Genomic DNA, 13488 nt, shown 5'->3' on the forward strand with positions numbered 1-13488 from the left:
AGCATATGGGCGATTTAGGGTGATAGTGGGTCGGCATCGCCGTGCGGAGCGCCACCGACCCGGTCCGGCGGCCGCTACGCCTCGACGCCGCCCGCCTCGACGCCGCCCGCCTCGGCCACCGCGCCCGCCTCGGCCACCGCGGCCGCCTCGCCCTCGCCGCCCTCAGTGGTCTCGCCGTCCTCGGGTGCCTCGGTGGTCTCGGGCCGTGCCGCCTCCGGGAGCTCCGCCGCCAGCGAGGCGGCCGCCTGCACCAGCGGGAGCGCCAGCAGCCCGCCCGCGCCACCGCCCACCCGCACGTCCTGGTCGAGCAGCGGCTCCATGGCCATCCGGTCCAGCGCCTTGGCCTGGGCGGGTTCGCCGCTGGTGTGCCCGGCCAGCCACCAGTCCGGCGCGCGGAACGCGACCCGCTGCCCGACCAGCGCACAGGCCGCCGACACGACACCGTCCAGGATCACCGGCACCCGGCGCACCGCCGACTGGAGCAGGAACCCGGTGGCGGCCGCGAGATCGGCGCCGCCGACCGTGGCGAGGAGCTGCAACTGGTCGCCCAGGACCGGCCGGGCCCGGCGCAGCGCGTCCCGCACCGCCGCGCACTTGCGCATCCACGCCAGATCGTCGATGGGGTCGCCGCCGCGGCCGGTGACGACGGAGGCGTCGGTGCCGCAGAGCGCCGCGACGAGCGTGGCCGCCGCCGTGGTGCCGCCCACGCTGAGGTCGCCGAGCACCATCAGGTCCGTACCCGAGTCGGCCTCCTCGTCGGCGATCGCCATGCCCGCGCGGAACGCCGCCTCCGCCTCCTCGGCGGTGAGCGCGTCCTCGATGTCGATGCGCCCGGAGCCGCGCCGCACCCGGTGGCGCGCGATGTCCGCGGGCAGCTCGCCGGGGTCGCAGTCGAGCGCCATGTCGACGATCCGCACGCCGACGCCGAGCCGCCGGGCGAGCACCGCGCCGGTGCTCGCGCCCTCGACGGCCTCGCGGACCAGCGACGCGGCGGTGCCCGCGGCCCGCTTCGACACCCCGAGCCCGGCGACGCCGTGGTCGCCGGCGAAGAGGATCACGCGCGGCCTGGCGAGGGGCCGTACGGGCACGGACCCCTGGGCGGCGGAGAGCCACTCGCCCAGTTCGTCGAGGCGGCCGAGCGCGCCGGGCGGCACGGCGAGCCGGGCCCTGTGCTCCTCGGCGTCGCGGCGGGTCCCGCCGTCGGGGCGCTCGATCAGGTCGGTGAAGTCGTCGAGATTCAGCGAGCTCATTCGCCGAACAGTACCGGCCGTGCCCGCGCCGGGCCCCTGCCGTCCCCTCGGCCGCGAGGGCCCCGCGGGCGCCGGTCCCGGCGGGCCCCTGACGGTTCGTCACGTGGTGCGACGCACCGGCTTCGTAGCGTCATTGCGCGGTGGCTGGTGATCGTTTACGTTCACCTTTGTACCTATTGTCATATTTGTCGTACCACGGCGGCATCAGGAGTTGACGGAGATATGTCCCGCACAGTCCAGGCCGTGGCCGATCGCCGCCCCGCCTACCTCATCGAACTCGCCCGGGGCACCGAGCGGTTCCACGAACCGCCCCGCCACGACTGCCCCTGGTGCGGCTCCACGAGGCTGCGCACCCGGCTGCGCACCACCGACCTGCTCCAGCACAAGCCCGGCACCTTCGTCGTCGACCAGTGCCGGGCCTGCTCCCACTCGTTCCAGAACCCGCGCCTCACCCCCGAGGGCCTCGACTTCTACTACCGCGACTTCTACGACGGCCTCCACGCCGGCCAGGCCGAGAAGATCTTCGGCGCGCAGAGCTCCACCGAGCGGCACCGGCGGGCCGCCCGCGCGCTGGCCCGGTTCATCGAGCCGGAGAGCTGGCTGGACGTCGGCACCGGGCGCGGCCACTTCCCCGCCGTCGCCAAGGGGGTCCTGCCGTACACGGCGTTCGACGGCCTCGACATCGGACCCGGAGTCGAGGAGGCCCGCAGGCGGGGCCGCGTCGAGGAGGCCCACCGCGGCTTCCTGACGGACCTGGCCCCTGAGCTCGCGGGCCGCTACGACGCGATGAGCATGTTCCACTACCTGGAGCACGCCCTCGACCCCCGCGAGGAACTCAAGGCGGCCCACCGCGTCCTGCGCCCCGGCGGCCACCTGATGATCGAGGTCCCCGACCCGGAGAGCCGCTACGCCAAGCTGCTCCGCAAGTGGTGGGTCCCGTACTTCCAGCCGCAGCACCTGCACTTCATCCCGTTCGCCAACCTGCGCACCGAACTGGTGGCGCTCGGCTACACCGTCGTCGCCGCCGACCGCCGCGAGCCCCACGTCCCGCTCGACCTGTCGGCCGCTTGCGCCCTCCTCCTCGGCCACTGCCTGCCCCGCGCCGACGAACCCTGGCGCGCCAGGACCCCCGGCGCCCTGCGGCGCGGGCTGCGGCAGTCCCTGACGTACGCGGCGGCCCCCGCCTTCGTCGCCTGCTCCGCCGCCGACCGGCTGCTGGCCCCGCTGGTCAGCCGGACCCGCTTCTCCAACGCGTACCGGATCATCGCCCGCCGCAATCCGGGCAGCTTCTGACCCGCCCGCCGGCCCCCGTCAGCCGCGCAGCGCGAGCGCCTGACCCGCGACGACCAGCAGCACCTGCTCGCACTCGCCGGCGAACGCGGCGTTCAGCCGGCCGAGTTCGTCGCGGTAGCGGCGCCCGGAAGCGGTCGCGGGCACGATCCCGGAACCGACCTCGTTCGACACGGCGACGACGGTGCGCCGGGCCCGCCGGACGCCGTCGACGAGCTCCGCCACCCTCGCGCGCAGCGCCTTCTCGCCGCCGCCCGCCCACTCGGCGTCGTCCCAGGCCCCCACCTCGTCCATCGCGTACGTCAGCCACAAGGACAGACAGTCCACGAGCAGCGGCGCCGCGTCCGCCCCGTCGGTCAGCAGCGGCAGCAGGTCACAGGTCTCGGCGGTCCGCCACGACCCCGGCCGCCGCTCCCGGTGCACGGCGACCCGCCGCGCCCACTCCGAGTCCCCGCCCCGCGTCCCGCCGGTCGCCACGTACAGCACGTCGGGGAAGGCCGCGAGGCGCCGCTCCGCCTCCAGCGACTTGCCGGAGCGCGCCCCGCCGAGCACCAGCGTCCTGCGCGGCACGTCGGGCACGCTCTCGTACGACCCCACGTCCAGGGTCGTCCCGTCCGGCACGGCCCGCGCGCCCGCCGCCGCGAGCCGCCGGTCCAGCTCGGGGCCCGGCGGCACGTCATGGTCCAGGTGCACGGCGATGACATCGGTGGTCGGCCCGACCGCGCCCACGGACCGCAGCCGCGCCAGCGCGTCGGGCCGCCCAACCACGTCCAGGACCACCATCTCGTACGGCGCCAGCGCCCCCTCCAGCCCCGCCGCGGCGGCGCCCGGCGGCAGATACAGCAGCCGCCCGCCCTCGGGCCCCGCCACCTCGTACCCGGTGCCGGGCGCGTCCAGGGCCAGCGCCCGCACCCGGTGCCCGGTGAGCAGCGCCAGCTCCCGCCCGTCCGGCACCCGCCCCGGCTGCGGCAGCCCCGCCGGCACCTCCACCGCGGGCCCGTCGTGCGGATGCGAGAGCAGCACCTGCCGTACGCCGCCGAGGCTGTGCCCCGCGCGGGCCGCGGCGAACGCGGCGCCCGGGGTCAGATCGAGCAGCAGCGTGCCGTCGACCAGCAGGGCCGTCGCGGCGCGGGCGCCGGGGCCGAGCGCGGTCGCGCAGGCGGCGCAGGGGCAGTCGGGGCGGGGCAGCCCCTCGGGGGCGCCGGTGCCGAGCAGAGTCAGTTCCACGGGAAGATCCTCCCGCGCCCCCGCCCGGGCCGCGCGCCCGGCTACGCTTCCAGGGACATCCACGACGGACATCCGGTACCGGGAGGCTGACATGGCGGCATGGACGTGGCGGTTCGAGAAGTCCGACGGGACAGAGGTGGCCCCTGCGGTGCAGCCGGAGGAGTTCACGACGCAGGGCGACGCCGAGTCCTGGATCGGCGAGCAGTGGAAGGCGCTGGTGGAAGGCGGGGCGGACCAGGTCACGCTCTCCGAGGACAGCACGGTCGTCTACGGCCCGATGAGCCTGCACGCGGAGGACGCGGCAGCGCAGAACTGACGGGCGGCGGCGGGGGCGAGGGGGCCGGACGGGCCTCCCCGCCCCCGCCGGGCTCAGATCTCGCCGAGCGTGACGTCCGCCTTCTTCTGCGAGCCGTCCCGGCTGTACGCCACCGTGATCTTGTCGCCGGGCCTCTTCCCGGCCAGCGCCTCCGACAGCGACTGCATCGTCGTCACGTCGGTCCCCTCGAACCGGGTGACGATGTCCCCGGCCTCGATCCCGGCCTTCGCCGCGCCGCCGCCGTCCGCCACGGTCACCACGGCGACCCCGGCCGGCCGGTAGCCGTCGCCGAGCACCGTGCGCCCGGTGATGCCGAGCGCCGCCCGCCCCGAGTCGGTCACCTCGCCGTTCTTGATGACCTGGTCGGCGACGGTCGTGACCATGGACGCGGGGATCGCGAAGCCGATGCCCGGCGCCGAGCTGTTGCCCAGGCCCGGGTCGGTCGCTGCGAGCGTCGGGATGCCGATGACCTCGCCGTCCAGGTTCACCAGGGCGCCGCCGCTGTTTCCCGGGTTGATCGCGGCGGACGTCTGCACCATGTTGGCGATGGTCGCCCCGGTGCCACCGCCCGACCGGCCCTCGCTCACCGTCCGGCCGGTCGCCGAGACGATGCCCTGGGTGACGCTGGAGGAGAGCCCGAGCGGTGACCCCATCGCCAGCGTGATCTGCCCGACCGCCACCTTCGCGGAGTCCCCGAACCGCGCGGCCCTCAGCCCGTCCGGCAGCTTCTCCAGCTTGATGACGGCGAGGTCCTGGTCCGGATACGCGTAGACCAGCCGCGCGGTGAGTTCGTCCGTGCTGTTGGACGTCGTGACCTTGAACGTCTTCTCGTCGCCGACCACGTGCGCGTTGGTCACGATGTGCCCCTGGCGGTCGTAGACGACACCGGAGCCGAGATCGGACGACGCCTGGATCTGGACGACCGAGGGCAGGACGTCCTTGATCACCTTCTGGTAGTCGTCCTGGAGGCTGTCGGCCGCGGCGGGCGCGGCCTGGGTGGTGGACCCGGACGGGCCGGACGAACCGGAGGCGGAGCAGCCGGAGCCGAGCGCCGCGACGCACAGGACGGCGGTCAGCGGCAGAGCGGCACGGCGGAGACGGGGGGTACGGCGAGCACGCGCGCGGGAGACATCCATGCCCGGATTGTCACGTTCGCCCTACGGCCCCGCCCGCTCTGCGCCGCCGAACAGGCGTCAGCCGCGGACCCCGCACAGATGCAGCAGCGCCGCCACCCGCCGGTACGGCTCGCTGCGCCCGGCCCGCTCCTCCGCGGCGAGCAGCGTCCGCAGCTCCTCGCGCTCCGGAGGCGGCGCCCCGTCCGCCGTCTGGTCGGTGAAGACCCGCACCCCGTACCAGGCGTGCAGCGGGGCCCCGATCCCGGCGAGCGTCGCCGTCAGGGTGGAGAGCCGGTCCGCCCGGACGTCGAGCCCGAGGCGGTTGTGGTAGCTCGTCGAGTCGAAGGCGCCGAGCGCGGTGACCCAGTCACCGGCGAGCCCCGGCCGCATGGCGAGCGCGTCCGCGTTCCGTACGAGCAGCGAGAGCAGGCCGCCGGGGGCCAGCATCCGCGCCAGGCCCGCGAGCAGCGGGTCCGGGTCCTCGACGTACATCAGGACGCCGTGGCAGAGCACGACGTCGAAGCTGCCGGGCAGGAAGTGCACCCCGGTGTCCCGGCCGTCGCCCTCGACGACCCGCACCCGCTCGCGGACCCCCTCGGGCTCCGCGGCCAGCGCCTTCTGCGCGGCGGCGATCATCGCGGCGTCCTGCTCGACGCCGGTCACCTTGTGCCCGGCCCGGGCCAGCCGCAGCGCCTGCGTGCCCTGGCCCATCCCCACGTCGAGCACCCGCAGCCGCTGCCCGACGGGGAACCGGCCGGCTATCTGCTCGTCGAGCTGCCGGGCCACCAACTCCTGCCGTACGACATTGCGCAGGCCGCCGAGGCCGGTCAGCCAGGCGCCCGGCGCGTCGCCGGCGAAAGCCTCCGTGCTCAGGGTCGCTCCCCGCGCTTGACCTGCGGCTTGGGAAGGCGAAGGCGCTTCATCTGGAGCGTGCGCATCAGGGCGTACGCGACGGCCCCCTTGCGGCGCTCGTCCGGGAACTTCTCCGCCAGCTTCTTCTTCAGGCGCAGGCCCGTGACGGCCGAGTCGATCACGATCGCGACGATCACGAAGAGCCAGAGCAGCAGCGCGATGTTCTGCAGCGAGCCGACCCGGACCATGCTCAGGACGAGGATGATCACCGCCATCGGCAGGAAGTACTCGGCGATGCAGAACCGCGAGTCGACGAAGTCGCGCGCGTACTTGCGCACGGGCCCCTTGTCGCGCGCCGGCAGATAGCGCTCGTCACCGTTGGCCAGTGCGGAGCGCTGACGCTCCATCGCGGTGCGCCGCTCGTCGCGCTGACGGGAGCGCGCCTCCTTCGGCGACATCTTGGTGTTGGCCACGCTGCGGCGCTGCGACTGGGCCGCGCTGCGCTTGGGCGTGGGGCGGCCCTTGGGCGCCTGCGGGTCTCGGGTCTGCGTGGACGAGGAGGTCACCGGGGCCTTGGCGGCGGGGGCCTTGTCATCCTTGGATCGGCTACGGAACACAAAAGCCAAGGGTACGCGGTGGCCGTGCGCGGACCACAGGCCCGTGGGGAACGATCCGGCAACGCCGCGCGTCCATAGAGGCACATAGGGGCACACCTACTCCCTACGCCGGAGCGTGACAGCACGCAGTCGTCCTTGGGGATGAGCGCATCCGCACCTGAACAGTGCGGTAATAGATGCAGGACCCGTACTGTGGATTCTGTCGCAGTGCTGGAGCTGGAACGGCCGGTCGGATCTTCAGAAGGGGGCGCGCGAAGCCCATGAGCGGTGTCATGAAGCGTATGGGGATGATCTTCCGCGCGAAGGCGAACAAGGCCCTTGACCGGGCCGAGGACCCGCGCGAGACCCTCGATTACTCGTACCAGAAGCAGCTGGAGCTGTTGCAGAAGGTGCGCCGTGGCGTCGCCGACGTGGCGACCAGCCGCAAGCGCCTGGAACTTCAGCTGAACCAGCTCCAGGGCCAGTCCTCCAAGCTGGAGGACCAGGGCCGCAAGGCGCTCGCGCTCGGCCGTGAGGACCTGGCCCGTGAGGCGCTCTCCCGCCGCGCCGCGCTCCAGCAGCAGGTCACGGACCTGGAGACGCAGCACCAGACGCTCCAGGGCGAGGAGGAGAAGCTCACCCTCGCGGCGCAGCGTCTGCAGGCCAAGGTCGACGCCTTCCGCACCAAGAAGGAGACCATCAAGGCCACCTACACCGCCGCGCAGGCACAGACCCGGATCGGCGAGGCGTTCTCCGGCATCTCCGAGGAGATGGGCGACGTCGGCATGGCGATCCAGCGCGCCGAGGACAAGACGGCCCAGCTCCAGGCGCGGGCCGGCGCCATCGACGAGCTGCTCGCCTCCGGCGCCCTCGACGACTCCTCCGGGCTCGCCAAGGACGACATCCAGAGCGAGCTGGACCGCCTCTCCGGTGGTACGGATGTTGAGCTGGAGCTCCAGCGCATGAAGGCCGAGCTGGCCGGTGGCCCCTCCTCGTCGCAGTCGGCGATCGAGGGCGGCCCCGGACAGGGGCAGCAGGCGCAGCAGCCCCAGGACACTCCCCGCTTCGACAAGCAGTAGCGCACAGGAGGGCGTCATGATCGTACGGATCATGGGGGAGGGCCAGCTGAGGCTGGCCGACGGCCACCTCGCCGAGCTCGACAAGCTCGACGATGAACTGCTCCGGGAGACGCGGAGCGGCGACGAGGCGGGTTTCCGGCGCACGCTGGCCGCGCTCCTCGAAGCCGTGCGCCGCCTCGGCGAGCCCCTCCCGGACGACGCGCTGGAGCCCTCGGAGCTGATCCTCCCCGGGCCCGACGCGACGCTGGACGAGGTCCGCTCCATGCTCGGCGACGACGGCCTGATCCCGGGCTGACCCGGGCGACGGCACAGAGGGCGGCTACCGTGACGCCGGTGACCCCCCTCGTACGGTGGGCCAGGACACATCCCCTGGCCCTGGACGCGCTCGTCGCCCTCGGTGTCCTCGTCGCCATGGTCGCCGGTTCCTTCGTCGACCCGCACGGCCCCGACGGCGCGTACATCTGGGGCGCCCGTACCCCCGGCGGTCTCAGCTTCCTGCTCATGGTGCTCGGCGCCGCCGCGCTGGTCCTGCGGCGCAAGGCGCCCATGTGCGTCCTCGCGGCGACGTCCATGGTCTCGCTCGTCGAACTGATCACCGGGGAGCCCCGCACCCCCGTCGTGATGTCCGCCGTCATCGCGCTCTACACGGTCGCCGCCACCACCGACCGCCCCACCACCTGGCGCGTGGGCCTGGCCACCATGGCCGTGCTCACGGGCATCGCCATGTTCGTCGGCCCGCTGCCCTGGTACGCCCAGGAGAACCTCGGCATCTTCGCGTGGACCGGCATGGCCGCGGCGGCCGGTGACGCGGTCCGCTCCCGGCGCGCCTTCGTCGACGCCATACGGGAGCGCGCCGAGCGGGCCGAGCGCACCCGGGAGGAGGAGGCCCGGCGGCGCGTCGCCGAGGAGCGGCTGCGCATCGCCCGCGATCTGCACGACGTGGTCGCCCATCACATCGCGCTCGTCAACGTGCAGGCCGGCGTCGCGGCCCACGTCATGGACAAGCGGCCCGACCAGGCGAAGGAAGCCCTCAGCCACGTCCGCGAGGCCAGCCGCTCCGCGCTCAACGAACTCCGCGCCACCGTCGGCCTGTTGCGGCAGAGCGGCGACCCGGAGGCACCGACCGAACCGGCGCCGGGCCTCGACCGGCTCGACGACCTCGTCGCCACGTTCCGGCACGCGGGCCTGCCCGTCGAGGTGGCCCGCACCGAGTCGGCCCCGGCGCTGCCCGCCGCCGTCGACCTGGCCGCCTTCCGCGTCGTGCAGGAGGCCCTCACCAATGTGCAGAAACATGCGGGGCCCGACGCGAGAGCCGAGGTCAGCGTCGTGCGCGTAGGGCGGGACGTGGAGGTCTCCGTCCTCGACAACGGGCCCGGCGCCGACCCGGGACCACCCGACCGCCCGGCCGAGAACGGCGGACACGGCCTGCTCGGCATGCGCGAACGCGTCACCGCGCTGGGCGGCACCCTCACCGCGGGGCCGCGCTACGGCGGCGGCTTCCGCGTCCATGCGATCCTTCCGGTCGATGCCCGTACCACCACTTCAGGGGATGCCACGCGATGACCAGCGGCACGAGCGGCACCATCAGGGTCTTGCTCGCCGACGACCAGGCCCTGCTGCGCAGCGCGTTCCGCGTGCTCGTGGACTCCGAGCCCGACATGCTGGTGGTGGGGGAGGCGTCCGACGGCGCCGAGGCGGTCCGCCTCGCCCGCGCCGAGCGGCCCGACGTCGTCCTCATGGACATCCGGATGCCCGGCACCGACGGCCTCGCCGCGACCCGGGAGATCAGCACCGACCCCGAACTCGCCCACGTACGCGTCGTGATGCTCACGACGTTCGAGGTCGACGAGTACGTGGTGCAGTCGCTGCGGGCCGGTGCCTCCGGCTTCCTCGGCAAGGGCGCCGAACCCGAGGAGCTGCTCGGCGCCGTGCGGATCGCCGCCGCCGGGGACGCCCTGCTCTCGCCCGTCGCGACCAAGGGCCTGATCGCCAAGTTCCTCGCGCAGGGCGACGGTTCGGACGACGCGCGCGCCGGTGGCGGCCACGCGGAGCGGCTCGCCGCGCTCACCGGGCGCGAGCGCGAGGTCCTGGTCCAGGTCGCGGGCGGCCACTCGAACGACGAGATCGCCGAACGCCTGGAAGTCAGCCCGCTCACCGTGAAGACCCACGTCAACCGTGCCATGGCCAAGCTCGGCGCCCGCGACCGCGCCCAACTCGTCGTAATAGCCTACGAATCGGGCCTGGTCCGTCCACGGGTGGAGTGAGCACGGCCTCGCACGTACTACGGCCGCAGTAGGCGCCGGGTGAGAACGGGACCTGGGAGCGACGAATCCGGTCGTTCTCGTGGCTCAGGGTGTAAGCGGGCCCTTGCGCATGTCCGCGTCAGAGGCCGTCACTTCCCGCTCACGCCTCTGGAGTACCCCGCCCCATGTCCTGGCTGTCGAGATTCAGCCTCGCTCAACGCGCCCTGATCGGGCTGGTTTCGGTCATCGCGATCGCCTTCGGCGCCCTCGCGATCCCCCAGCTCAAGCAGCAGCTGCTGCCCACCATCGAACTGCCCATGGTCTCCGTCCTGGCCCCGTACCAGGGCGCGTCCCCCGACGTGGTGGAGAAACAGGTCGTCGAGCCGCTGGAGAACTCCATCGACGCCGTCGACGGGATCACCGGCGTCACCTCCACGGCCTCCGAGGGCAACGCGGTGGTGATGGCTCAGTTCGACTACGGCAACGGCAGCGACTCCAAGCAGCTCGTCGCCGACGTCCAGCAGGCCGTCAACCGGGCCCGCGCCCAGCTGCCCGACGACGTCGACCCGCAGGTCGTCGCGGGCTCCACCGACGACATCCCCACCGTCGTGCTCGCCGTCACGTCCGACAAGGACCAGCAGGCACTCGCCGACCAGCTCGACAAGACCGTCGTGCCGTCCCTCAAGGACATCGACGGCGTCGGCCAGGTCAGCGTCGACGGCGTCCGCGACCTCCAGGTCGACGTCACGCCGGACGACCGGAAGATGGCCGCGGCCGGCGTCGGCGTCCAGACGCTGAGCCAGTCCCTGCAGGCCGGCGGCGCCACACTGCCCGCGGGCTCCTTCGCCGAGAACGGCAAGAACCGTACGGTCCAGGTCGGCGGCGGCTTCACCTCGCTGAAGCAGATCGAGGACCTGATGGTCACCGGGCAGGGCGTCAAGAAGCCCGTACGCCTCGGGGACATCGCCGCGGTGGAGCAGCGGCCTTCGACGGCCGACTCCATCACCCGCACCGACGGCCGCCCCAGCCTCGCGGTCATGGTCACCATGGACCACGACGGCTCCGCGGTCTCCATCTCCGACGCGGTCCAGGACAAGCTGCCCGGCCTGCGGGCCGACCTCGGCTCCGGCGCGAAGCTGACCGTCGTCAGCGACCAGGGCCCGGCCGTCTCGAAGTCCATCTCGGGCCTGACCACCGAGGGCGCGCTCGGCCTGCTCTTCGCGGTCATCGTCATCCTGGTCTTCCTGGCGTCGCTGCGCTCGACCCTCGTCACCGCGGTCTCGATCCCGCTGTCCGTGGTCCTCGCGCTGATCGTCCTGTGGACCCGGGACCTCTCCCTCAACATGCTCACCCTCGGCGCGCTGACCATCGCGATCGGCCGCGTCGTGGACGACTCGATCGTCGTCCTGGAGAACATCAAGCGCCATCTCGGCTACGGCGAGGAACGCCAGGAGGCCATCCTCAAGGCGGTCCGCGAGGTCGCCGGTGCGGTCACCTCCTCCACCCTCACCACGGTGGCGGTGTTCCTCCCCATCGGCCTGGTCGGCGGCATGGTGGGCGAGCTGTTCGGCTCGTTCTCGATCACGGTGACGGCCGCGCTGCTCGCCTCCCTCCTCGTGTCGCTCACGGTCGTGCCGGTCCTCTCCTTCTGGTTCCTGCGCGCGCCCAAGTCGATCCAGGGCATCGACCCGGAGGAGGCCCGCCGCAAGGCCGAGGAGAAGGAGGCCCGCTCCTGGCTGCAGCGGGTCTACGTGCCCGTCCTGCGCTTCGCGACGCGCCGCCGCCTCACGAGCCTGGCCATCGCGGTGGTCGTCCTCGTCGGCACGTTCGGCATGGCGCCGCTGCTCAAGACCAACTTCTTCGACCAGGGCGAGCAGGAAGTGCTCTCCATCAAGCAGGAGTTGAAGCCCGGCACCAGCCTCGCCGCGACCGACGCCTCGGCGAAGAAGGTCGAGAAGGTGCTCCAGGGCATCGACGAGATCAAGGACTACCAGGTCACCATCGGCAGCTCCGGCTTCATGGCGGCCTTCGGCGGCGGCACCGACACCAACCAGGCCTCGTACCAGGTGACGCTGGAGGACAAGGCGTCCTACAAGGACACCCAGGACCGCATCGAACGCGAGCTGGGCACGCTGTCCGGCACCGGTACGACGACGATCTCGGCCGGTGACGGCTTCGGCAGCCAGGACCTCAGCGTGGTCGTGAAGGCCGCCGACGGCTCCGTCCTCGACCGGGCCGCGGAACAGGTCCGGAAGGCGGTCGCCTCGCTCGACGACGTCACGGACGTCACCAGCGACCTGTCGCAGTCGGTGCCGCGGATCTCGGTGCGCGCCAACGACAAGGCGGCGGCGGCCGGGTTCAACGACACGACGCTCGGCGCCGCCGTCGCCCAGGCGGTGCGCGGCACCACCAGCGGCAAGGCGATCCTCGACGACACCGAGCGCGACGTCGTCGTGAAATCGGCGAAGCCGGCCACCACCATGGACGAGCTGAAGAAGCTGCCGATGGGCCCGCGCGGGCTGACCCTCGGCGACATCGCCACGGTGCGGCTGGTCGACGGCCCGGTCTCGATGACCCGGATCGACGGCGCCCGCGCGGCCACCATCACGGCCAAGCCGACCGGTGACAACACGGGGGCGGTCAGCACCGACCTCCAGTCGAAGATCGACAAGCTGGATCTGCCGGAGGGCGCCACGGCCACCATCGGCGGTGTCACCTCCGACCAGGACGACGCGTTCAAGAACCTGGCCCTGGCGATGCTCGCGGCCATCGCGATCGTCTTCATGCTCCTGGTGGCGACGTTCCGCTCGCTGGCCCAGCCGCTGATCCTGCTGGTCTCCATCCCCTTCGCGGCGACCGGCGCGATCGGCCTGCTCGTCCTGACGGGCACCGCGATGGGCGTCCCGGCGATGATCGGCATGCTGATGCTCATCGGCATCGTCGTGACGAACGCGATCGTCCTGATCGACCTGATCAACCAGTACCGCGCACAAGGGTTCGGCGTGGTCGAGGCCGTGGTCGAGGGCGGCCGTCACCGGCTGCGCCCGATCCTCATGACGGCCCTGGCGACGATCTTCGCCCTGCTCCCGATGGCGCTCGGCGTCACCGGCGAGGGCGGCTTCATCGCGCAGCCGCTCGCGGTGGTCGTGATCGGCGGTCTGATCACGTCGACGCTGCTCACGCTGCTGCTGGTGCCGACGCTCTACGCGATGCTGGAGCTCCGCAAGGAGCGGCGGAGCGTCAAGCGCGCGGCGAAGCGGGAGAAGAAGCTCGGGGTACCTTCTCCGTCTTCCTCCCCGGAGTCGGAGCGGGCCGGGGTCTGACCCCCGCCGCCTTGGGCGATCTGCCGCCGGGGGCGGCAGGGTGGGCAAGGCGGCACCCCGGCGCGGGGGGGGGGGGGGGGGGGGGGGGTGCCGCCCCCCCCCTCCCCCCCCCCACCCCCCCCCCGTAGAAGGAGGCGCTCCCATCGCTCTCCCAATACGCCCTACGCCCCCGGCGGACTCGTGTGGTTCGTACACGA

Annotated in this window: 12 protein-coding genes; 7 read left to right on the top strand and 5 right to left on the bottom strand. The window is 72.9% G+C overall.

Translation table 11 applies throughout. The features are described from left to right. Positions 1-74 precede the first annotated feature (74 nt). Complete coding sequence (gene cobT / locus ACZ45E_RS32925; RefSeq protein WP_468227942.1) at positions 75-1250, bottom strand: nicotinate-nucleotide--dimethylbenzimidazole phosphoribosyltransferase; 1176 nt, start codon at positions 1248-1250, stop codon at positions 75-77. A gap of 222 nt (positions 1251-1472) precedes the next feature. Here cobT and ACZ45E_RS32930 point away from each other — a divergent pair, with 222 nt between their 5' ends. Beyond that, positions 1473-2543: a class I SAM-dependent methyltransferase gene (locus ACZ45E_RS32930; protein ID WP_468227945.1), complete on the top strand. Its 1071-nt coding sequence runs from the start codon at positions 1473-1475 to the stop codon at positions 2541-2543. An 18-nt stretch (positions 2544-2561) separates the two neighbouring features. Here ACZ45E_RS32930 and ACZ45E_RS32935 read toward each other — a convergent pair whose 3' ends face one another. Continuing rightward, on the bottom strand, positions 2562-3767 hold the full coding sequence (locus ACZ45E_RS32935) for a bifunctional adenosylcobinamide kinase/adenosylcobinamide-phosphate guanylyltransferase (RefSeq protein WP_468227948.1): 1206 nt from the start codon (positions 3765-3767) through the stop codon (positions 2562-2564). Between the two features lie 91 nt (positions 3768-3858). Between ACZ45E_RS32935 and ACZ45E_RS32940 the strand changes: the two genes are divergently transcribed. Then, positions 3859-4083 (top strand): hypothetical protein, encoded by a 225-nt coding sequence (locus ACZ45E_RS32940; RefSeq protein ID WP_468227950.1) that lies wholly within the window; start codon positions 3859-3861, stop codon positions 4081-4083. Positions 4084-4136: 53 nt separating this feature from the next. On the opposite strand, the gene ACZ45E_RS32945 is transcribed toward ACZ45E_RS32940, so the two are convergent. From ACZ45E_RS32945 to ACZ45E_RS32955, 3 genes are all read right to left on the bottom strand, one after another. Continuing rightward, positions 4137-5219 (bottom strand): S1C family serine protease, encoded by a 1083-nt coding sequence (locus tag ACZ45E_RS32945; protein WP_468227953.1) that lies wholly within the window; start codon positions 5217-5219, stop codon positions 4137-4139. Between the two features lie 57 nt (positions 5220-5276). Further along, positions 5277-5984, bottom strand: a complete 708-nt coding sequence (locus tag ACZ45E_RS32950) for a class I SAM-dependent methyltransferase (RefSeq protein ID WP_468227956.1) — start codon at positions 5982-5984, stop codon at positions 5277-5279. Between the two features lie 83 nt (positions 5985-6067). Then, positions 6068-6667 carry a DUF3043 domain-containing protein gene (locus ACZ45E_RS32955; RefSeq protein WP_468227959.1) on the bottom strand — a complete coding sequence of 200 codons (600 nt, stop codon included), beginning with the start codon at positions 6665-6667 and terminating at the stop codon, positions 6068-6070. Between the two features lie 260 nt (positions 6668-6927). Here ACZ45E_RS32955 and ACZ45E_RS32960 point away from each other — a divergent pair, with 260 nt between their 5' ends. The 5 genes from ACZ45E_RS32960 to ACZ45E_RS32980 all read left to right on the top strand — a co-directional run bounded on the left by ACZ45E_RS32960 (position 6928) and on the right by ACZ45E_RS32980 (position 13291). Continuing rightward, positions 6928-7725 (top strand): PspA/IM30 family protein, encoded by a 798-nt coding sequence (locus ACZ45E_RS32960; protein ID WP_468227961.1) that lies wholly within the window; start codon positions 6928-6930, stop codon positions 7723-7725. A gap of 16 nt (positions 7726-7741) precedes the next feature. Beyond that, complete coding sequence (pspAA, locus tag ACZ45E_RS32965; protein ID WP_468227963.1) at positions 7742-8020, top strand: PspA-associated protein PspAA; 279 nt, start codon at positions 7742-7744, stop codon at positions 8018-8020. Positions 8021-8058: 38 nt separating this feature from the next. Beyond that, entirely contained in the window at positions 8059-9288 is a 1230-nt protein-coding gene (locus ACZ45E_RS32970) for a sensor histidine kinase (protein WP_468227966.1), read from the top strand. Further along, positions 9285-9989 carry a response regulator gene (locus ACZ45E_RS32975; protein ID WP_468227969.1) on the top strand — a complete coding sequence of 235 codons (705 nt, stop codon included), beginning with the start codon at positions 9285-9287 and terminating at the stop codon, positions 9987-9989. Before ACZ45E_RS32970 ends, ACZ45E_RS32975 begins: the two co-directional genes overlap by 4 nt. Positions 9990-10153: 164 nt before the next feature. Beyond that, complete coding sequence (locus ACZ45E_RS32980) at positions 10154-13291, top strand: efflux RND transporter permease subunit (protein ID WP_468227972.1); 3138 nt, start codon at positions 10154-10156, stop codon at positions 13289-13291. Positions 13292-13488 lie beyond the last annotated feature (197 nt).

Source organism: Streptomyces sp. NPDC030991, assembly GCF_055571235.1.